Annotated in this window: 20 protein-coding genes; 4 read left to right on the top strand and 16 right to left on the bottom strand. The window is 42.8% G+C overall.

The window, feature by feature from the left end; genetic code table 11:
* The first annotated feature begins 13 nt into the window (after positions 1-13).
* On the top strand, positions 14-664 hold the full coding sequence (locus tag BST86_RS02645; protein WP_105981899.1) for a hypothetical protein: 651 nt from the start codon (positions 14-16) through the stop codon (positions 662-664).
* An 11-nt stretch (positions 665-675) separates the two neighbouring features.
* On the opposite strand, the gene BST86_RS02640 is transcribed toward BST86_RS02645, so the two are convergent.
* The 4 genes from BST86_RS02640 to BST86_RS02625 form a co-directional block, all read right to left on the bottom strand.
* Positions 676-2,673 carry a DUF3352 domain-containing protein gene (locus BST86_RS02640; protein ID WP_105981898.1) on the bottom strand — a complete coding sequence of 666 codons (1,998 nt, stop codon included), beginning with the start codon at positions 2,671-2,673 and terminating at the stop codon, positions 676-678.
* 12 nt (positions 2,674-2,685) lie between these two features.
* Complete coding sequence (locus tag BST86_RS02635; protein ID WP_105983925.1) at positions 2,686-4,314, bottom strand: acyl-CoA carboxylase subunit beta; 1,629 nt, start codon at positions 4,312-4,314, stop codon at positions 2,686-2,688.
* A gap of 122 nt (positions 4,315-4,436) precedes the next feature.
* Positions 4,437-5,237, bottom strand: a complete 801-nt coding sequence (locus BST86_RS15015) for a M23 family metallopeptidase (protein ID WP_105981897.1) — start codon at positions 5,235-5,237, stop codon at positions 4,437-4,439.
* Between the two features lie 60 nt (positions 5,238-5,297).
* Complete coding sequence (locus BST86_RS02625; RefSeq protein ID WP_146126696.1) at positions 5,298-5,801, bottom strand: hypothetical protein; 504 nt, start codon at positions 5,799-5,801, stop codon at positions 5,298-5,300.
* 89 nt (positions 5,802-5,890) lie between these two features.
* Here BST86_RS02625 and BST86_RS02620 point away from each other — a divergent pair, with 89 nt between their 5' ends.
* Positions 5,891-6,622 (top strand): SIMPL domain-containing protein, encoded by a 732-nt coding sequence (locus tag BST86_RS02620; RefSeq protein ID WP_055412311.1) that lies wholly within the window; start codon positions 5,891-5,893, stop codon positions 6,620-6,622.
* 18 nt (positions 6,623-6,640) lie between these two features.
* On the opposite strand, the gene BST86_RS02615 is transcribed toward BST86_RS02620, so the two are convergent.
* A complete protein-coding gene (locus BST86_RS02615; RefSeq protein WP_105981895.1) occupies positions 6,641-8,251 on the bottom strand; it encodes a SulP family inorganic anion transporter in 1,611 nt (536 codons plus the stop codon).
* A gap of 127 nt (positions 8,252-8,378) precedes the next feature.
* Here BST86_RS02615 and BST86_RS02610 point away from each other — a divergent pair, with 127 nt between their 5' ends.
* A complete protein-coding gene (locus BST86_RS02610) occupies positions 8,379-8,897 on the top strand; it encodes a GNAT family N-acetyltransferase (RefSeq protein ID WP_105981894.1) in 519 nt (172 codons plus the stop codon).
* A gap of 107 nt (positions 8,898-9,004) precedes the next feature.
* Here BST86_RS02610 and BST86_RS02605 read toward each other — a convergent pair whose 3' ends face one another.
* The 11 genes from BST86_RS02605 to BST86_RS02555 all read right to left on the bottom strand — a co-directional run bounded on the left by BST86_RS02605 (position 9,005) and on the right by BST86_RS02555 (position 19,689).
* Entirely contained in the window at positions 9,005-10,282 is a 1,278-nt protein-coding gene (locus BST86_RS02605) for a DEAD/DEAH box helicase (RefSeq protein WP_105981893.1), read from the bottom strand.
* A gap of 64 nt (positions 10,283-10,346) precedes the next feature.
* Positions 10,347-10,763 carry a hypothetical protein gene (locus BST86_RS02600; protein ID WP_105981892.1) on the bottom strand — a complete coding sequence of 139 codons (417 nt, stop codon included), beginning with the start codon at positions 10,761-10,763 and terminating at the stop codon, positions 10,347-10,349.
* A gap of 169 nt (positions 10,764-10,932) precedes the next feature.
* Entirely contained in the window at positions 10,933-11,739 is an 807-nt protein-coding gene (locus tag BST86_RS02595; protein WP_242446444.1) for a TPM domain-containing protein, read from the bottom strand.
* Positions 11,736-12,176 carry a TPM domain-containing protein gene (locus BST86_RS02590; RefSeq protein ID WP_105981891.1) on the bottom strand — a complete coding sequence of 147 codons (441 nt, stop codon included), beginning with the start codon at positions 12,174-12,176 and terminating at the stop codon, positions 11,736-11,738. The genes BST86_RS02595 and BST86_RS02590 overlap by 4 nt, the downstream gene beginning before the upstream one ends.
* Before the next feature lies 1 nt (position 12,177).
* Entirely contained in the window at positions 12,178-12,804 is a 627-nt protein-coding gene (locus BST86_RS02585) for a LemA family protein (protein WP_105981890.1), read from the bottom strand.
* 72 nt (positions 12,805-12,876) lie between these two features.
* Entirely contained in the window at positions 12,877-13,731 is an 855-nt protein-coding gene (locus tag BST86_RS02580; RefSeq protein ID WP_105981889.1) for an ABC transporter substrate-binding protein, read from the bottom strand.
* Positions 13,732-13,887: an SsrA-binding protein gene (locus tag BST86_RS02575; protein ID WP_105981888.1), complete on the bottom strand. Its 156-nt coding sequence runs from the start codon at positions 13,885-13,887 to the stop codon at positions 13,732-13,734.
* 137 nt (positions 13,888-14,024) lie between these two features.
* Positions 14,025-16,172, bottom strand: a complete 2,148-nt coding sequence (locus BST86_RS02570) for a M56 family metallopeptidase (RefSeq protein WP_105981887.1) — start codon at positions 16,170-16,172, stop codon at positions 14,025-14,027.
* Positions 16,173-16,174: 2 nt separating this feature from the next.
* Positions 16,175-16,534 (bottom strand): BlaI/MecI/CopY family transcriptional regulator, encoded by a 360-nt coding sequence (locus BST86_RS02565; protein ID WP_055412300.1) that lies wholly within the window; start codon positions 16,532-16,534, stop codon positions 16,175-16,177.
* A gap of 251 nt (positions 16,535-16,785) precedes the next feature.
* A complete protein-coding gene (locus tag BST86_RS02560; protein WP_105981886.1) occupies positions 16,786-18,405 on the bottom strand; it encodes a hypothetical protein in 1,620 nt (539 codons plus the stop codon).
* Between the two features lie 78 nt (positions 18,406-18,483).
* On the bottom strand, positions 18,484-19,689 hold the full coding sequence (locus BST86_RS02555; RefSeq protein WP_146126695.1) for a hypothetical protein: 1,206 nt from the start codon (positions 19,687-19,689) through the stop codon (positions 18,484-18,486).
* A gap of 121 nt (positions 19,690-19,810) precedes the next feature.
* Here BST86_RS02555 and thrS point away from each other — a divergent pair, with 121 nt between their 5' ends.
* Positions 19,811-21,757: a threonine--tRNA ligase gene (gene thrS / locus BST86_RS02550; RefSeq protein WP_105981884.1), complete on the top strand. Its 1,947-nt coding sequence runs from the start codon at positions 19,811-19,813 to the stop codon at positions 21,755-21,757.

Below are 21,757 nucleotides of genomic sequence, written 5' to 3'. Positions count from 1 at the left end.
ATTGTTTTTATGTATGCCGCTACAAAAAAGTATAGCACAAACAGAAATTGACCAATCTATTAATCTGACGATAGGTAAACCGACTTTTCCAGATGTTCAGACTAATGAAAACAACTACTTTGTTGCTTTAGAATATCAAAAACAATTCAAAAAATGGATTGCCTTAGGGTTCAAGCTAGAATATGCAGCAACTAACGATTTTCCAGATAATCTAAACGAAACTAGCGGTGCTGATCCACGGTTTATAGGCAGGCCTTCCAACGAAACACTTTTTGCAGGATACGCTGAGATTGATGCCGTATCCATTCAAGGAACGATCAATCTATTTTTGGTTAACAATAAGCGCTGGAGCTTTGGTGCGCATGGTGGTGGTGGTTATATCTTTACTACTTCTAGATATTTTTTTGTGACACGTGTAGGTTTTGATTTATTCACTGATGAAACCATCGATTATGAAAATGTTGTGCTAGAAAATGATTTTAACGAGTTCCATTTTTCAACAGGCCTTTTTGTAGATTATAAATTTCTCGATAATTATTTTGTCGGCTTAAAAGTGGCGGGCAATTTTACGATTGATGATAGTGAATTTGGAGCTCAAATTGAAGATGTTCCTGTATTCCCTAATTATTACTCTGCAGGTATAAGAGTTGGATATAGATTTTGAAATAAAGGCGGTCAAAACCGCCTTTTATAAAACAGCTTCCCATCACGGCCGTAAACCTTCCAGGTGCTGGTTTGCTCGCCATTTTTGTAGCGACCTGAGATTTTGAGGTCACCATTTGGATAATATTCTTTGTACACACCATGCGGCTGGCCGTCTTTTAAACCGACGCGCATTTTTAATTTGCCGTTGGCATGTTTTGTTTCATAACGGCTGGCGGTAAAATCGCTGGGAAATAGCTCGATCCTAAAAACAGTTTTGATATCGATCTCGTTATCGACGCTTACAAAGTCAGTTGGGTAGTTCTTGTATTTTTCTTCTAATCTCAAAGCGTCAAGGTCATACTCCTTATCATAATGCAAAGCCAGTTTAGAAACAAACTGATCGTTTTGAGCGGTCAACTCCATGCCTAGCTGAGTGAGTTGCGAAAAAAACAGCTCTTCCTTCTGGAGCAATTCCTTGGATTCTCCGGTCAGATAAGCTTGCGCAGCCTTCATGGAAAGATTGGTATTTACATAGACAAACACGTTGCTTCTCGAACTGAATTCGTCCTCAAAATCGGTGAAGTAATCGTCCTTTTCCAACGTGTTGTCCTCTTCATAGGCATCGATGAACAATTTTAGGGTTTTGGGTGAATTGCTAAAAACCACATAATCATCAATGGTCGTGTAATACGGTTTCTCGATACGCTCAAAAAGATTGCCCAGAATCAACTTGAAAAACCCTTTGATTTCCAGGTAATTGATTTGATAATCCCTGTAGGTCACTGCCTTAAATTTGACAGGCGTCTTTTTTCTGATCTGTTTCTGGATTTTCGCTAGACTTGCATTGCTCACGTCCACATCTTTAGATTTAAAGACTACAGCCAGTCCTTCTTGTTCTTCATCTCTATTTAAGAATTGCTTCCTGCCTGCCGGCAGGCAGGTCGCGAAAGCGATCTCATTATCCACCCAATTGTAAAAATCCTGCTCTAGGGAAATGTCGAGAAACTGCTCCACACGTTGCCTACCGCTGGTATAGGTCGCTAGGGATTCAGGATCTGAGGTGGAAAGCAGTTCATAAAAATTGTTGTGCAGCTGCGTGAACTCATCAAAGCCAAAACTCATGAAAAATGCGGTTTCCTGTGGTAGGACCTCAGGAATATCGCGGGCTGCCGTGCCACTTTCTTCTAGGGCGCGCATCAGGCTGGTGGTCGCTGCATTGCCGGTTGTAAATCCGGTGGCGGTGAGTAGCCTGTCGTTTTCCTCATCGATATTCCAGCCGGTGTAGGCAAAATCATCGGTAAGCAGGTCCACCGTCTCGCTGGGTTGTATCGAGAACACCCGATAGTATTCTTTCAGTTTTTTGTGGTTAAGGTAAAGCCGCAGCAAGCCATTTTGCCTGACTTCTTGTTGCACCTCGAGAAACTGGAGATCACGACCTATGACTGGATTCTGGAATTCTTTTATGCTGTCTTCCACCAATTTTGCATGGTACGATGCAATCATCTGGTTTTCTATAAAACCTATCGTCAGCGTTTCAAAGGTTTCTAGATCTGTAATCTCAGTGAGCTCGATGTCTTCAAAATTGCGTTTCTTTACCTTAAAACCGTCGCTCACAAACTGATTGATATTCTCTTTGATCAGGTTAAGTCTGGAAAGTTTGCCCAGATCCACGATATATAAAAAGGCATAATCGTCACGCTTGACCATGTGGGCACTCACGATCAGATCCCTATCACCTATGGTCTCAAACAGATCTGTATCTGACTGAAACATGGAGTCGATAGCATTGAGCTTGGCACTCATGGCATGGATCTGCTCATTAGACTGGAAATGATCCCATATCTCGCTATTAGAAAGTGTTTTGAGATTTGAAATAGGCTCGTCCATCTCAAAGAAGAACACGGCATCTGACGGAATAAGATAGATGGAATTCACGCTGTCCTGTTTAACTAAAAAGAAATGAATAGCTTGATAAACAAGAAATCCTATGATTCCTAAAATCGCTATCCAGATGATTTTCTTTTTCATGAGAAAGTAGGACTACGTCTGTATCACCCCAAGGTTAAAGTCCTTTTCAATAGGCGCATGATTGGCAGCTTCTATTCCCATGGAGATCCATTTTCTAGTATCGATAGGATCAATAATCGCATCAGTCCAGATTCTAGCAGCAGCATAGTACGGTGAAACCTGATCGTCGTAACGGTCTTTAGTTTTGGCAAAAAGCTCTTTCTCTTCATCTTCGGTCAATTTCTTACCCGATTTTTCTAGCGAAGCTTTTTCAATTTGCATCAGCACTTTAGCAGCACTATTTCCTGACATCACGGCAAGTTCTGCACTAGGCCATGCCACGATCAATCGTGGATCGTATGCCTTACCACACATGGCATAGTTTCCAGCGCCATAGCTGTTCCCTATCACGATCGTAAATTTAGGAACCACGCTGTTGGAAACGGCACTCACCATTTTAGCACCATCTTTTATGATACCACCATGTTCGCTTTTGGAACCGACCATAAAGCCAGTAACATCCTGCAAGAACACTAACGGGATTTTCTTCTGGTTACAGTTAGCTATAAATCTTGTGGCTTTATCGGCACTATCGCTGTAGATCACGCCGCCAAATTGCATCTCACCTTTCTTGGTCTTCACAATTTTACGTTGATTAGCTACGATTCCAACCGCCCAACCATTGATACGAGCATAACCCGTGATAATGGTTTGACCATAGCCAGCTTTATATTCGTCAAAAGTATCTGCATCAATAACGCGCTCGATAATTTCCATCATATCATATTGTGCGCTGCGCTCTCGTGGCAAAACACCATAAAGTTCTGATGGATCCTTAGCAGGTTTGACCGCTTTGACCTTGTTGAAACCAGCTTTGTCATAATCGCCTATTTTGTCCATGATGCGCTTGATCTTGTCCAGTGCATCCTTGTCGTCTTTGGCTTTATAATCAGTAACACCGCTTATCTCGCAGTGCGTTGTCGCGCCACCTAGCGTCTCGTTATCAATGCTCTCGCCTATGGCTGCCTTTACCAAGTAACTACCTGCCAAAAAGATGCTGCCCGTTTTATCAACGATCAATGCCTCATCACTCATGATAGGCAGATAAGCACCACCGGCAACACAACTACCCATAACGGCTGCAATCTGGGTGATTCCCATGCTGCTCATCACGGCGTTGTTTCTAAATATGCGTCCAAAATGTTCTTTATCAGGGAAAATCTCATCCTGCATAGGCAAATACACACCAGCACTATCTACCAGGTAAATGATAGGCAAACGGTTCTCCATCGCAATTTCCTGCGCACGTAGGTTTTTCTTACCCGTAATAGGGAACCAGGCACCAGCTTTTACAGTAGCATCATTTGCCACGACAATCACTTGACGACCTGCAACGTGACCTATTTTTACAACAACGCCACCACTGGGACAGCCGCCGTGCTCTGCATACATGCCATCACCAGCAAACGCAGCTATTTCCACTGCTTTTTCTGCATCGTCCAGCAAGTAGTCAATACGCTCACGAGCGGTCATCTTTCCTTTGGAATGATGCTTTTCAATGCGCTTCTCGCCGCCACCTAGACTGACTTTAGCCAGTTTTTGACGCAATTGAGATAATAGTAACTTATTGTGGTCTTCGTTTTTGTTGAAGTCTAAATCCATGCAAGGTGCTTTTTCCCAAAAATAAAGCATTTGATGATGAAAATAATGCGGAATAGTTCGCTTTCGCGAAAGCGAATTCCCAACCATCTACTCTACAAATAAATAGCTGGATTCTTTTAATATCAAGGTTTGCGATAATGCCGATTCTCCTGAAGCTCGTTAACCGCCACGGAATTTCCCAACCAGAAACGTACGGGAATCGTGCGGTTGTGTCTAGAAAATTCTGGTCGATACACCGTAAAGTGCAAATGCGGACCTGTAGACCAGCCGGTATTGCCACTATAGCCTATATGCTGGTCCTTATTGACCTTATCGCCTTTGCGTACCAGTGAGCCATTGACCATGAGGTGCGTATATTCTGCAATGGTGCCGTCTTTATGAAGGATTTTGATGTAGTTGGCATACTCTAGACACTTCGGTTTTGTGCAGCCTAAGGACTGATCTTCCCTAACGGCGATGACAAGGCCACCACGAGCGGCGTGCACCGGCGTACCCGTAGGCATGCTAAAGTCGATTGCATATTTACCACGATGTGTACTGCTGCTGTTGTTGCCTTGGGAAACCCGATAGGAAGCGGTTCTAGCGTACGGCAAGTGGTACAAGAAATCCAGTGGTTCCTGGGTTTGATTACCTATGAGATATGAAGCGCTCGCTTTATAGCCATAAGTATCTCGCTTGATCATGTGCATCTGGAGAATCTCAAAGTTTTCGGTATTTGCTGGTACGACAAATACACGCTTGGAAGTATTGACTTTAAGATTATTGGGTTTGAGGTCTAGCTTGACCGTAACGGGAAAAGGTTCCTTATTGGTGACTAGATAGGTATAGCCATCATCAATAGCAACCGCGCCACTCGTAACATCCAAATTCTGAGCGTGAACCGGAAAGAAAGATAAAATGAAAAGCACTAAAAGAAAACGCATGAAAAAGTCGCTTTTGAGATCGACTGTGTATCATTAACGCAAGTATCCTACCTTCTAGTATTATTGAGCAATAGAGTCTGCAAAAACTTCTACCGAATGAATTTTTTCATAAATCGTTGGCTCAGGCTCTGCTTCTGGATGTGGTTCCACAACATTGCCTTTATAGATTATCAACCTACGGTTTTCTTCTAGACCGTAATAGTTATTTCCAGTGCCGGCATAATAGCTGCGTATGTAGAAAAGCGCACCTGCAGGCATTCCTAGTACCACCGCTTTCTCCTCGTCGATCATGATTCCTCCTACATCCATTCCTATTTTCAGGGAATCACGAGAGGTTGATGGGTATAAGTACAGCGCATATTTTGTAGGACTGGTAAGATCTGCATCACTGTTGCTTGCCTCAAAGGTTTTAAAGTCAAAATCGGTTTGACTCAAATCAACTGGCGTAGGTTTTTGAGCCGTAACTTCAACCTCATCATTAGCAGGATTTTCTGTTCTATCTGTCTCGTTTTTACAACTCGAGGCAAGAAGGATGATAATCAAAAAGTACAAGGTATTTTTCATGGATAAACTTTTTACAACGACAATGTAACCAAAGCCTAACATCATATTTTTCAAAATTATACTACATTTAATCCTATAACTTGTTCCTCATGAAAAACGCTTTAAGTGCCATCATCTTTGGAGTCGCCATTGTCCTATCTGCCATCTTTTTAGGCAATGCCTTTATGAATCGCAATCAAAAACAGGGAACCATCGAGGTTACCGGACTAGGCAGTCAGGATTTTGTATCTGATTTGATTGTTTGGGAAGGAAGGTTCACGGCGAGCAGTCCAGTTTTGAGCGATGCCTATGAGCAAATTGCCAGCAATAAACAAACGATTGAGACCTACCTCAAAGGGAAAGGTATCGATCCATCCATAATGGTGTTTAGCTCTGTAAATACTTCTAAAAATACCACGCCTATTTATGGAGCCAATGGTAACTATCAAGGTGAAACCTTCAATGGATATGAACTATCCCAAACCATAGAAGTGCAATCCAATGAAGTAGAAAAAATTGAGAAAATATCTCGCGAGGTTACGGAATTGCTCAATCAAGGAGTGCAGTTTTACTCACAGTCGCCTAGATATTACTACACCAAATTATCTGATCTCAAAATCGAGATGATCTCTAAAGCAACTGAAGACGCTAGAATACGTGCCGAGCAGATTGCTGCCAATTCAGGTGGCGGTTTGGGCGATTTGATATCTGCAGATATGGGCGTATTTCAAATTACCGGTCAAAACAGCGCCGAGGATTATTCTTGGGGTGGCACCTATAACACCAGCAGCAAAGAAAAAACTGCATCAATTACCATGAAGCTGGTCTATGAGGCAGAATAACTGCTATCTAATTATTCTTTAAACCTCAGCATCCAGAAGATCCGTTGCAATATGATATCGTGGATCTTCAATACTGGTTTCGATCACTGTTTCAAATTCTGGATTGCGCTTGATCAATAATGCTTGACACTCTGGACTTAAATGCGTGAGCTTGATTTGCTTGCCCAGATCCAGATATTTGTTCCCAACAGATCGCAAAGCCTCTACTCCACTATGGTCTTGCACTCTGGATTCCATAAAGTCAATCTCAATCTTATCGGGATCATTTTTAGGGTCAAACTTTGAATTGAAGGCTGTTACAGATCCAAAGAACAGCGGTCCCCAAATTTCATACACTTTTGTACCATCTGGCTTGAGGCTTTTTCTGGCTCTAATTCTTTTGGCACTATTCCATGCAAATACCAGTGCACTCATAATCACACCAGTCACAACGGCGATCGCTAGATCTTGCCATACGGTAATCGCACTTACGGCGATCAAAACAATTAAATCTGCCAGTGGTATTTTATTAATAATTCTAAAGCTGGACCACGCAAAGGTTCCTATGACAACCATAAACATCACACCTACAAGAGCTGCGATAGGAATTTGCTCTATTACTGGAGCACCAAACAAAATGAAGATCAATAATGCAATTGCTGCGACCACTCCAGAAAGTCTACCTCTACCACCTGAATTGACATTGATGATGGATTGACCTATCATGGCGCAACCGCCCATACCACCAAAGAGTCCGTTGACAAGATTACCAGCTCCTTGAGCCACACATTCACGATTACCGCTACCACGAGTTTCAGTGAGGTCATCGACAAGGTTTAAAGTCATCAAGGATTCAATCAAACCTACCGCAGCCAGTGTGACAGCGGTACCTAGAATGAGTGACCAATTGCCTTGAAGAGTATCTATCAACGTGAAGATCTGGAATTGAAATTCAGGTAAGGAACCTTGCATACCGTCGCCGCCACCATCTCTGATAAAAGAGCCTACGGTAGCCACGTCCAGATTACCGAAAATGGTGATCCCAGCAACGACTGCGATCGCTACCAATGCTGCCGGTAATGCTTTGGTGACTTTAGGCAAAAAGTACATGATTGCCATAGTAAGCCCTACAAGCGCCAGCAAAATATACAAAGACGCACCTGTCATCCATTCTTTAGCATCTCCAGATCCTGTCTTGAAAAAATCCAATTGTGCCAAAAAGATAACGATGGCCAGACCGTTCACAAATCCCATCATCACAGGATGCGGAATCAATCTTACAAATTTACCCAATCGCAAAAAACCAGCTGCCATCTGTATAACACCTACCAGCAGCAATGTGATAAATAACCACTGCAATCCAAGGTTCTCATAAGGCGTGTCCATCGCCAGACCTACTTCATTACCAGTCTTGATCAACAGCACCATAACGATCGCGGTAGCACCTGTAGCACCAGAAATCATTCCAGGTCTACCACCAAAAAGCGCGGTAATCAATCCCATCATAAAAGCTCCATACAATCCCACCATAGGATCGACACCAGCTACAAACGCAAAAGCGACCGCTTCTGGCACCAGTGCTAGCGCCACGGTAATCCCAGAAAGAATATCGTTTTTGGGATTGCCTATAAAATTGTTGAATAGCTTCATGGAATAAATTTTAAATGTAATTTTTAAGGGCGCAAAGATAGTGGATTGTAATGGGTTTGGGATTTAAGATGCCATCACTGCTCAACCTAGCCAATTGAACGCGCTACCAAAATAACAAGAACCAAAAATGCAGGACCACCACTTTATTTATACAACTCCCAAAGCTTCGCAAATTACCGATGCGATAAGTTTATTGAAGAAGGCTGCACAACGGCTTCAATCTCAGAATCTCAAGCAATGGAGTTACTGGCTGGACCCACCAGCCGAACGATTGGAGTGGCTACAAGAAGGTTTCGAAAACGGTCAATTTACCTTTGTGTATAAGGATGAAAAACTCGTCGCCATGTATCGCTTGATGGATGTGGACCTCAAGTATTGGGGCAAGAAAGAAGAAAGCGCCTACTACATTCATTCCTTGGTCGTTGACCCAGATTTTAAGGGACAGAAAATCGGATCGCACCTCATTCATCGCATATTTCAAAAAGCCCTCATAGCCAAAAAGCAATTCCTCAGATTGGATTGCGATGCAACTAACGATGGCCTTTGCCTGTATTACCAGAGGTTGGGATTTGAAAAAGTAGGACAGGTACAAATGGAACTGTCCCTAAATGCACTTTTTGAACGACCCGTTTTAAATAAGAAATAGGCTGTTGATGAGTTCGCTTTCGCGAAAGCGAAATATCTACCAACATTAACTTTCAAAAATAAAAAAAGCGACTCTTAGGTCGCTTTTGGTTTATTCTATAGGATCCGTTAGGAATTAGAGCTGCGGCTTCTATTCTTGTTGCGATTCCCAGTAGATTTAGGTTTGCCGCCAGATGGTCTTGAGTTGCGACCACCGCCACGACCGCGATTGCCTCCTTGTTTTTTCAAACTAGGCTCTGCCGCGTCTTCCATTTTAAATTCAAAGGGATGATCGTTCACCACAGGTATTTTAGTCTGGATCAATTTTTCAATGTCTTTCAAAAAAGGTCGTTCTTCCAACATGCAGAAACTGGCTGCCATACCGCTGGCTCCAGCTCTACCCGTACGACCTATACGGTGCACATAAGATTCTGAAACGTTAGGCAAGTCATAGTTGATGACATAGGCAAGCTCGTCGATATCGATACCGCGAGCGGCAATATCTGTCGCCACAAGTGCCTGTAATTTTCCATCTTTAAAATCACCTAGCGCACGCTGGCGCGCCACTTGTGATTTATTACCGTGAATGGCGGCACTTTTGATTCCTGCTTTTTCAAGGTCTTTAACGATCTTGTTAGCACCATGCTTTGTTCTGGAAAAAACCAGCGTGGAATCATTCATATCAGTTTCAAGAAGGTGGACCAATAAGTTGGTCTTATTTTTCTTGTTGACATGATAGATGCGTTGTTCTACTTTTTCAGCAGTGGTTTTTTCTGGCTCGATAGTCACGCGCTCAAAATCTCCCAGAATTTGTCGGGAAAGTTCCACGATCGCCTTAGGCATGGTCGCGCTAAAAAACAGCGATTGACGCTGTTTAGGCAACAATTTTAGTAGTTTCTTGATGTCATGGATAAAACCCATGTCCAGCATTTGATCTGCTTCATCAAGTACGAAATACTCAATATCTGCCAGGGAAATATACTTTTGACTAATGAGATCTAGCAACCTTCCAGGTGTTGCTACGAGTACATCGACACCTTGGTGTAGTGCGTAGACTTGTTTGGTTTGTTTGACACCACCATAAATGACGGTGTTTTTGATGTTGGTATATTTCGCGTAAGCGGTAAAATTCTCATCAATCTGTATCGCAAGTTCTCTGGTAGGTGTCACCACCAATGATCTGATCTTGCGCTTCTTTCTAGGTCCTTCACCTTCCAGCAATTGCTGTAGTATAGGAATGGAAAAGGCAGCTGTCTTACCGGTACCGGTCTGTGCAACGCCTAGTAGGTCCTTGCCTTTTAATAAGATGGGAATGGATTGTGCTTGAATAGGTGTTGGATTCTCATATCCTTGGTCCTGTAAAGCTTTCAGGATGGACTCGTCGAGCCCCAATTCTTTAAATGTCATGTAATGTATTAAGCTGCAAAGGTACGCTTATTCAAAAAGCATTAGCTATCTATTGGCATAACTATTATCTCACGCTTAAGGTGTAATCCCGTGAGGTCGAGTCTTCACAAAGCGTATCGCCGTCTTCCAAGATGCCTCCATCATCGTCTGTGAAGAAAATAGGTTCTACCGTTAGAAATACGCGTATTCTATAATCGCCACGCTCTGATGGGTTCCCAAATATGAAAAGTCTGCGTCCTTCTTGTTCATAATCCATACCTCTAGGTAAACCGGTTACCGTAAAGTAGTAGACATAGCTGTCATCACGAGGATCGTTATTCACCTGAGCTCTCAAACTATGTTCATAATATTGACCTGCCACTGCGGTATTGAAAATTGAACTGGGCAGTTCTGGTCTGGTAGGAATGATACAATCGGTTAGAGGATCACAAGAAATGAAACTCAGACTAAGGACGATAAAAAGCAAGTAAAGTTTTCTCATGATCTGGATTTTTTAAAACCCAATCAATGAAAGTGCCAAATTTTATAAAAGCCTTTGATCCAAACATTTGCACAGGCTGGATCGATGTAAGAAAAGGTAAGCGACGTAGAAAAACTCTAAATGCAGCTAAACGAATTAATTAAAAACGAAATGAAGAATTAAGATCAACCTACCATCCACCACTAGCGCCACCGCCGCCGAAGCCACCGCCGCCAAAGCCACCACCGAAACCGCCGCCGCCGCCAAAGCCGCCGCTGGAACCACCGCCAAAACTGCCACCATCGCCAAAACCACCGCGACCCAAACTGCTGAGGACAATAATGTCTAGTAAAGAAGCGCCAGATCTACGGCCGCCGTTATTACCATCGTTGTTTCGATTCTTGATACTCATGATAATGACTAGAATGATAAAGCCCAAGACGATGATCGCTTGAACCGGAACACCAGAACTTTTTGAGAAATCCCGAGTTTCGGTAAACTCGCCGTTTAGCGCAGCGAAAATAGCATCGGCGGCTTTGTCTAGGCCTGCGTAGTAATCGCCTCTTTTAAATTCTGGTATGATAACACGATTGATGATGCGCTCTGACATCAAATCGGTTAACCGGTACTCGATGCCGTAGCCGGTAGCTATATCAACGCGTCTATCATCTCGAGCGAGCAGAATTAGAATACCGTTACCTTCATCTGCCTGACCTATGCCCCATTGCTCGCCCCATTCTGCAGACACCATTGAAATATCTTCACCTTCTGTACTACTTATGATCGCCACCACGATTTGTGTACTGGTGCTATCTGCATAACGCAACAGTTTGCTGGTCAATGCTGCTTTCTGACTAGCGTCCAGCAAGTCCACATAGTCGTAGAGTGCCGTTTGTTTTGATTCACTGCTGGGCTTTTTAGGAATTTTAAACTGCGCAAATGCAGTGCTGGAAAGCAGCAGAAAACAGGCAAATATGTAGAAGAAGTGCTGTTTCAACTGGTAGATATCTGGTCAGGAAGTTCATTGACGTCGTTCTTATGCCATGGGAAATAAGCCGCCAATTTCTCTCCTACGAGTTCGATTCCTGTGACGAGGCCTTTTTTGAATTCGCTTTCGCGAAAGCGAGCCTCCATACCATCTTTTATGGAATTCCAAAAATTATCTGGAACCACGTTGTTAATCCCACTATCGCCTAAAACGGCAAATTTGCGATCATCCACGGCCAGGTAAAACAAGATGCCATTAGCATCTTTAGTGTTGTCCATTTTGAGCAGGTGAAACAATTCTTGGGCGCGCGTGTAGGCATTGCCGGCACAAGTGCGCTCCAGATGGACGCGTATCTCGCCACTGGTGCGCAGTTCTGCCTTGCGTATCGCCTCAACGACTTCTTCCTCGTCGTTTGCGCTTAGAAATGCTTCTACCTTGCTCGCCATATTAATTATTGAAAAGATCTCCTACTTTAGGGGCATTCTGTGCGCCTTCATCTGCCTTAAAATAAGGAGATTCATCAAAGCCTAAGAAGGATGCCAGTACAGATCCTGGGAATTTCTTGATTTGCAAATTGTAGACCTGTACAGTTTCATTGTAACGGTTGCGTTCTACATTGATGCGGTTTTCAGTACGTTCCAACTCATTGATCAATTCCTTGAAGTTCTCGTTAGCCTTGAGGTTAGGATAGTTCTCATAGGTCGCCAATAATCGGCCCAAACCACTGGAAACGGCACCTTGTGCCTGGCTAAATGCCTGAATTTGCTCTGCGGTAAGATTGGAAGCATCGACATTAATGCTGGTTGCTTTGGCACGAGCCTCAATAACACCGGTTAGTGTTTCCTGTTCAAACTCTGCATATTGTTTTGCGGTCGCTACAATATTGGGAATAAGGTCGGACCTGCGTTGATAACTACTCTCAACATTTGCCCATTGAGATTGTACCGCTTCGCTTTTTGCAACTGCGTTGTTATTCCATGATATGCCGTAGATGGCTAATATGACAAGGACCACAAGTGCACCGATTCCTGCTAGAGCACCGCAGCCCAATCCTGCTATTTTACCGTTGTTCATTACTTCAAATTTTAGTTACTGATTGGTATTAAATTGAATCCGAAAGTTACAATGAATAGATTAGAAATACATCTAGTTCTCATCCAGCTCATTTCTTAACTTCTGAAAATAGGCAGGTGAATGTAGTAGCCTGCTGCCGTACCATGAATATGGTTCACCGTCCACGATGAGGATGCGAGGTTGTGGTAGGTTCGCTTTTGTGGTTCGACCTTGCTCACCATAAACTTCTGCATCGCTGCGCTCTTTGAAAGCGATATCAAATTCAGCTTTGTCGTTCTCACTAAAATTATAGGGCTCTGAAGAGAGCAAGATCACCTCTGGTCGTAGTTTGACGATCTGATCCATTTCCAATTGCGGATATCGAGTGTGTGTTCCCGTGACATTTTCAAATCCTGCCAGACGCATCATGTCATGGATAAAGGTGTCGCGGCCTACCGTCATGTATGGCTTTTTCCAAATGAGATATAAGGCCGGTTTTGTTTCTAGTTCATCTCTCAATTGCTGGAAACTGACCTGAATCTTCTCAACTAGATCCTGCGCTTTTTCTGTGCTGGCAGTCAAATGACCTATGTGCTGAATCATTTCCAAGGCGTCCTCGAGGGTGGAAACATCTGAAACGTACGTAGGACAAATGGAAGAACAAAATTCTACCATTTCCATCGTGTTCTCTTCTTTATTGCAAATGATAAGATCTGGTTGTAGGCCTATAAGGCGCTTCTTGACAATCTTTTTAGTGCCACCTACCACCTGCTTTTCTTCTAAAGCGTTTTCTGGATGCACGCAAAATCTCGTAATACCTACAATTTTGTCCTCAAGACCTAAGTCAAATAGCAATTCGGTTTGCGAGGGAACGAGTGAAATAATGCGTTGTGGTGCTGCTGGTAGTTGCACTGGCCTATGGCATTGATCTTTAAGGGAAATACTCACCTAATCCAAGGCATTTTTAGTGATCCACGTTTTGTAACCAATAAGCGCCATCTGTAATTTTGAGGCTTTGGCGAGGTCAAAATCTTCATCCTTGCTATAACTGGGCAGGACGGCTTTATTTATTTTGGCCAGCGTTTTAAAAATGGATTTTTTCATGACCTTAAAAGTACTTAATTCCCTTAAGGCAAACTGCTAACAAAAACCAAAGAGGACATGATCGCTATGGCGATCGTGTCCTCTAAGTATTATTTGAAGCCAACTGTTACTTTTAAAAGATAGTTCACCATAAGTGTTTAATTCTTCTTTTTGTTCTGTGTCGTTTTGATTTTCTTTTGAGTGACAATGATGATAGCGCCATCCTTTGCGTCTGTACCGTACAGAGCGGTGGCTTCATCAGACTTCAATATTGAAAATGATTCGATTTTGTTAGAATCTAGAGCATACATCTGCTCTTGTTTTGCCACCACACCATCGATTATGATATAAGGAATGGCACGTGTGCTTTTAATAGCACTTAACTTGATGTCCTCAGCAGATTTAAGGGTGACCACAATAACACCATTTTCTGATCCTTCACCATAAACCGCAGTTGCAGCTTTATCTTTTAGGACGTTAACAGCCTTTATAGATTGTGGATCGATTTCATTCATTTTTGAATAAGGAACTCGCTTACCATCAACAATTAAAATAGGTTCTGTTTCATTAGATGGTACGGTAGGTTTCCCTCTTTGAGCTTTTGGCACATCATAAATCACAATATTGTCCATGTCATTACCTAAGGTATCTGTGATAATGAATCGTGTTTTCATGCTGGATTTTATACTATCCTTATTCATCCTACGTATCTGTAATCTAGCTTGTCGCATAACATCATGAAGAGAATCTAGATTCATGCGACGCATTTCCCTTTGTGCTTTTTTGAGGTCAGCTTCCATTTGTTTGATATCAATATCTTCCATCTGTACCTGTAGATCCTTGTAGCTGGCTCTCATTGCGCGGTGAAACGAATCTATGTCTATCTTTTTAAGATCCTTCATCATTAACATCAAAGAATCGGTATCAAATTTGAGACTCTGGGAAAAATATAAGGAATCAGGACTGTAGATATAAGTTGCTGGATCATTTTTAGAGATTAAAACGTTTCCTTTTGCGGTCCATCTAGTCTTCTCACAGCTGCCCATGCTCCACTTCTTACTATTGCCATCAATGATACCAGTGATGCAAATAGGATTGATAGGATCATCGCCATTATAATTTTGCGAACCCTTAAAGCCACGGTTATCATCAAGCTCGATCTTGATCCTGGTAATTTTTCCATCTTGATACTTTAGATTTTTATAAGTGAAATCTACATTGTGGTCTGATTTTAATCGCTTTTTGAATTTTTCAAGACTTTGCTCTGTCGTCGTGGCGACGATTTTGAATTCGATCCTTTCAGTAGAGACAGTTGCATTTTGCTCGCTGGTTTTATCGTCGTTCTCATTAATTACAACCTGCGCCGCACTCGTGACGGAAGTATTTGCAGCTTCCTGAGCTTGTTCCTTTTTGAAATTGGACTTGATATATTCCGTTTTAGTTACTGTGTTGAAACTGTATAAGAACAGTGCCATCACAGGTAGGATCAACGCATATTTGTAGGCGTTCCAGGTTTTTGAAGTTTCTTTTTGTAGCATTTGAATTCGTTTTTTGATAAAAGGTGTGAAAAAATTATTGGCAAGTGCCGGCTGCATATGGCTGGCCGCACTGGATAGTAAGGTGCGTTCATAACTTATGCCAGTGGTGTTTTCTACTTTGGCAGTGGCATCTGCGATGAACTCTAGGTTTTCACCTATTTGACGTTTGAGCAACCACGCTAGCGGATTCAACCAAAACACGGCGCAGCACAAATGGGACAGTAACAAATCCATACTGTGCCATTCTCTCGCGTGAACCTGCTCGTGTTTTAGGATCAAATCATGATCCTGTTGTTGCTCATCGCCTACGGTAAAGCAGATGTACTTGAAAAAGCTGAATGGAGTCACCTTTCGCGAAAGCGAAATCCTTACATATCCATCTTCCAACCGACGCTTCCCAGAGATGATCAATTTCCTCAAAGACAACAACTCCACACCCATTTTGCCTATAAAAAAGAGGCTTACAGCCGCGTACAGCATGAGCAGTAATTGGGAAGTTTTGATCAATGGCTCGACAGGCGGTTCCTGTTGCTGCAGCGTCATGGCAGTCACCATATCTGCAGCGCTGTAGCTCACTTCAGGCTGCTCCACATAAACCGTTTGCGTGATCTCGATTAATGGAAAGGTGATGCTAGCCGCCATTCCAAATAGCAAAAAGAACCGGTTGGCTTTAAAGAATGTTAACCTGCGCAACAATAGATGATAGGTGATCACAAAAATACTCAGTACACCAGCGCTTTTCCATAAGTAGTCAAATGCTTCTTCCATGGCTAGTCCTTTTTAGATTCAATCATTTCCAGGATCTCGCGCAATTCCTTGGCGCTAATTTTTTCTTCCTTGGCAAAAAAGGACACCATGTTTTTGTACGAGTTATTAAAATAACTGGTCATGGCGTTATTCACATATTTATTGCGGTAGCTTTCCTTATCGACGATGGGAAAATATTGATGCGTCTTACCAAAGGCGTTGTAACCCACAAACCCCTTTTCTTCCAGCTTGCGCACTACGGTCGATATGGTGTTGTAGTGATTGGAGCCATCCAGCTGCGGCACAATCTCTTTAACAAAGGCCTTTTCCAGCTGCCATAGCACCTGCATCACCTCTTCTTCCTTTTGGGTCAGTTTTTCCATGTGTTCAGTTATTTGGGCGTTCCCATCCCGATCAAAATCGGGACGGTCGGGCTTTCGGCGCTACGCGGTAGCTTGCCTCAATCCTTAACGCAATTCAAACATATAACTATTATTTTAGTTAAAAAACTATTTTTGTAGTTATTCAACTAAAAATATCGTTATTGATAATTCAAAAGAATAGGGCTTCAGTATCATTCAAAATAAAAAAGCACGCTGTTAGGCGTGCTTTTTTATTTCTAGATTTATAAAATCTATAATTTGTTCCCTTCAAGATCTACCAATTCACCAGCACCATTTTTAAGCGTGATGATGTTATTCTTTAAATTGAATTGATAACGCAATCCGCTGATGCTAACGGTTCCACTTACCGGGCGTTCGTCCACTTCCATGGGCAATACCAGTACCGTACGTTCCAAAGCGTCATATACCAAAGTACGTGATTTGTAAACCTCATAGGTGTATTGCTGTGCGTTGATAAAGACATAGCCTTGGCCTTTTACATCTGTTTTCTTGACCTTGCGTGCCTCTCGATCCTGTAGCTTTTTAAGCTCTGCTATAGTCGCCTTCATGCTGGCATCATCATCCTGTTCGACAGCCTTTTTCTCTTTAGCCTTCAAAGCAGCAAGAGCAGCATCATCAACTTTTTTCTTATTTCTAACGACTAGGTCGTTTTCCATTTCCATTTGTGCGGATTCATTAGCGCTTTGGGCCAAGTCACTTTTCTCTACCATTTTTTCTTTGATCGCAGGAGATTCTGGTACTACAGGCGTTTTTTGAACCATCAATTCCTTTTGAGCCTGCGCCTGAGCTTGCTGATTTGCAAGTGCTTCTTTCTTTGACAGTTCTTCCCGTTCTAAAGCTGCTTTTTGAGCCGCAAGTTGTTCCTGCTGTTTTTTTAGGGCTTCGGCTTCTTTTTGATCTTGAGCTTTCTGGGCCGCAAGTTGTACCTCTTTAGCTTTTTGAGCAGCAGCTTCCTTTTCTGCCTGCATAGCTGAGGCTTTTTCTTGAGCTGCTTTTTCTAGTTTAGCTTTTGCTTGTTCTGCTTCAAGCTTCTTTTGAGCCTGCGCTGCAGCTTGCTGATTTGCGAGCGCTTCTTTCTTTGCTTCTTCTTCACGTTCCAAAGCTGCCTTTTGAGCCTTGAGTTGCTCCTGCTGTAATTTTAGAGCTTCGGCTTCTTTTAGAGCTTGAGCTCTTTGAGCAGCAAGTTGCTCTTCCTTTACTTTTTGAGCAGAAGCTTCCTTTTCTGCTTGAAGGGCTGCGACTTTTTCTTGGGCTGCGGCCTCTACTTCTTGCGCTGCGCGTTTTCTTTCGGCTTCGAGTGCTGCTTTTTCATTTGCAGTGATTTCTTGAGGACCGCTTTGATCCACTTGGGATTCTTCTAGTTTATCAGGATCAGTAACTGTAGTTGATTTGATGCTGTACGTTGAGCTAGTTTGCGATTTGGTGACTGCTTTAGGCACCTCTGGAGCAGCATTGGTGGTTGCAAGTGCTGTGGTGTTCTCACTTGCGGTACCTGCGTAGCTTATGCGCTTCGTTGATTTCTCAATACGTAATACCTGTGGTGTTATACCTGATGCATCAATACTCTTGATCGTTTGTGAAGAACCGACTGCCGGCGCAAATTCCAATTCAATTGCCGTCAATCCTACACGGCCCAATTCGTAATCCTTGAATTTTGTAGTGATTCCGTAAGCATCTTTGATCATGTTGATCTTTTTAAAAAGCGAGGTGCGATCATCCTTTGAGGTGATGCTGATCTCGTGGATATCGTTTTGTGAAGTGGTGGTTGTGGATTGCGCTTTCGCGAAAGCGATACCCAGCAAAAAAAGTATGGCTCTCAAGTAATGCGATTTCCCTACAAATGCATTCATGATCAGTGGTTTTATAATTCAAAAATACTCTTTATTCCGAAAGCTGGTATTATGACCAAAAGATATCAGTATCGTTTTCTAAAACTTATTCAAGGTATCCAGTGGCTCTCCATTTTGATTGACCAGATCACCATTCTCATTCTTGATATACAACACATTACCAGAATAATTATAGGTGAACGATTCTCCTTGAATCTTGAGTGTGCCGCTCATAGGCGTTTGCTTTAATTCTTCATTAATGGTAAACAAAAAGTTTCCCTGGTTGCCGTACACAATGGAATAGCCGTCATAGACTTTATAGAGGCATTGCTCCAATGCAAAAATCAAATAACCTTGGGATTTAAAGTTGCTACCGTCATCTTCTCCCAGCATGGCCTTGCGGTAAGCCTTGAGACTTTCTGCAGTTTCTGATTTAAGGCCTTGCTCTTCTATAACTTCCTGCTGCTTTTTAATGAGTTCTTCATAACGCGCCTGTTGGGCCAGCGCCTGGGCGAGCATTTCTTCCTGTTTAAGTAAGGTTTCTTGCAGTCGTTGCTGTTGGGCCTGCAGGCTGTCTCTTTTTGCCTTGGCCCGTTCATTGTTGTAGGCCAGCGTCTGGCGCTCCCGTCGGGAACGGCTGACTTCAACCTGCAATTCCTGCAGCTCTTTTTTGCGCAGCGCTTTTTCCATTTTGATGGAATCCGTATCTGTAGATAGCGTCTCTTTAATTTGTTCCAGTTGCTCATTTTGCGACTTGACCCGATCCATTTGTTGTTCCTGTCTAGCAGACTGGCGCTCGATGCTAGCAAGCGTTGCCACGGCTCTCAAACTATCCAGCTCCTGGGTGCGCGTGATATTTAATGGAACAGAAGTTTCTGATTCCGCCAGGATGTTTGAAGGTTGTTGTAGTGTATTTGCAATCTCGGCTTGTACTATCGGTTCGTTACAGAGAGAAAGTCGATCCACACTGCCATCACCTACCACCATGCAAATGGGATCGATCCCATTTTCATTATTGGCGACGTATTCTATCCAGTCTTCATTGACCGGCTTGACCGCGATTCCCAATTCCTTGACGTGATTTTCATTGCGCTGGTAAGCAAATAACTTTACCTCTAACTGGTGGTCTGTTTTCAATTCATCAATGATATCAAACAGCTCTTCCCTACTGGAGTCCTTAGTGATGGAGTAGGACTTTTTTGAGATGTTTGTGGGGCTTGTTTGTGAGTTCGCTTTCGCGAAAGCGAAAAACATCAAAACACTTATGTACGCGCAAGGGTTTTGAAGTGTTACAAACATTTTCATTGTGAGTGGTTTAAGTCTTTCAATAATACGAAAATATCGTTCTATTTGGAACTTTAGTTTGCCTCATGGACGTTGCCAATCGTTTGAAAGGTTTTAACTTTGCCGCTCATATTTTGTAGTTATGATTAAGATTACCCTGCCAGATGGCAGCATCAAAGAGTTTGAAAGCGGCACCACACCTATGGATGTCGCCATGAGTATATCCCATGGCCTGGCACGCAACGTGATTAGTGCCAGTTTTAACGGTGAAAAGGTCGAGACCAAAACGCCTATAGAAACAGACGGCCACCTTGTCTTATACACTTTCAATGATAAAGAAGGTAAAGAGGCCTTCTGGCACTCTTCTTCCCACATCATGGCACAGGCCGTTGAAGAATTGTTTCCTGAAGCCAAATTAACGATAGGACCAGCCATTGAAAATGGTTTCTATTATGACATTGATTTTGCTGGGCGTTCCATCACTGAAGCTGACATTCCCGCCATCGAGAAAAAAGCGATAGAGATTGCTCGCGGTAAGCATGAATTTACCATGCGCAGCGTATCAAAAGCAGATGCCCTGAACAAATACAAGGAAGAAAACAATCCCTTTAAAGTTGAGCTGATTCAAAACTTGACCGATGGAGAGATCACTTTTTGCGATCACGACACCTTTACAGACTTATGTCGCGGCGGACATATTCCAAACACCGGAATTGTCAAAGCCTTTAAAATAATGAGTATCGCCGGTGCGTACTGGCGTGGTGACGAGAACAACCCGCAACTTACCAGGTTGTATGGTATCTCTTTCCCAAAACAAAAAGACCTCACCGAGTATCTAGAGTTACTGGAACAGGCAAAACAACGCGACCACAGAAAGCTGGGCAAGGAATTACAGCTATTTACCTTTTCACAGCGTGTAGGTCAAGGTTTGCCATTATGGTTGCCTAAAGGTGCTGCGCTTAGAGAGCGTCTGGAAAACTTTCTAAAAGCTGCCCAGAAAAAAGCAGGTTATGAAATGGTCATGACTCCGCACATAGGTTCTAAAGAATTATACGTCACCAGCGGTCACTATGAGAAATATGGTGCTGACTCTTTCCAGCCTATCCATACACCAGCTGAAGATGAGGAGTTCCTATTAAAACCCATGAACTGTCCTCATCATTGTGAGATTTACAAAAGCATCCAGTGGTCCTACAGGGATTTACCAAAACGCTTTGCAGAATTTGGTACGGTGTACCGCTATGAGCAAAGTGGTGAGCTACATGGATTGACCCGTGTGCGTGGCTTTACACAAGATGATGCACACATTTTCTGTACTCCAGATCAATTGGATAAGGAGTTTATGGATGTGATTGATTTGGTGCTTTATGTATTCGGATCTTTAGGATTTGAAAATTTCACCGCACAGGTAAGCATACGAGATCCTAAAAAGCCAGAGAAATACATAGGAGATCTGGACAACTGGGAAAAAGCAGAAATCGCGATTCTTAGAGCTGCGCAGGCCAAAGGATTGGACTATGTGGTTGAAGAAGGTGAAGCTGCCTTCTATGGCCCTAAACTGGACTTTATGGTTAAGGATGCCTTGGGTCGCAGTTGGCAGTTGGGTACCATTCAAGTGGACTACAATCTGCCAGAACGCTTTGATCTATGGTACAAAGGTGCTGACAATGAGTCACACAGACCTGTCATGATCCACAGAGCGCCATTTGGAAGTATGGAGCGATTTATCGCCATCCTATTGGAACACACTGGCGGTAATTTCCCTTTATGGTTGATGCCTGAACAGTGTACCGTGCTGTCTTTGAGTGAGAAATATGAAAATTATGCAAAAAAGGTAGCGGAAACACTAGAAATTAACGAAATTCGTACCACAGTAGATAATCGGGCCGAGACAATGGGCAAGAAAATCCGCGAGGCAGAAATGGCCAAATTACCCTATATGTTAATAGTAGGTGAGCAAGAAGAAAAGGATGGCACTATTTCTGTACGTAAACATGGTGGAGACGATTTAGGAACAATGACGGCACAACAATTTGCAGATTTGATTCAAAAGGAAGTCGCCAGCAGTATCAAAACATTTGAAGTTTAA

The organism is Nonlabens agnitus (assembly GCF_002994045.1).
Taxonomy (GTDB): Bacteria; Bacteroidota; Bacteroidia; order Flavobacteriales; family Flavobacteriaceae; genus Nonlabens; species Nonlabens agnitus.
The sequence above is the reverse complement of the archived record's forward strand: the minus strand, read 5'-3'. Positions and strand labels throughout refer to the sequence as shown.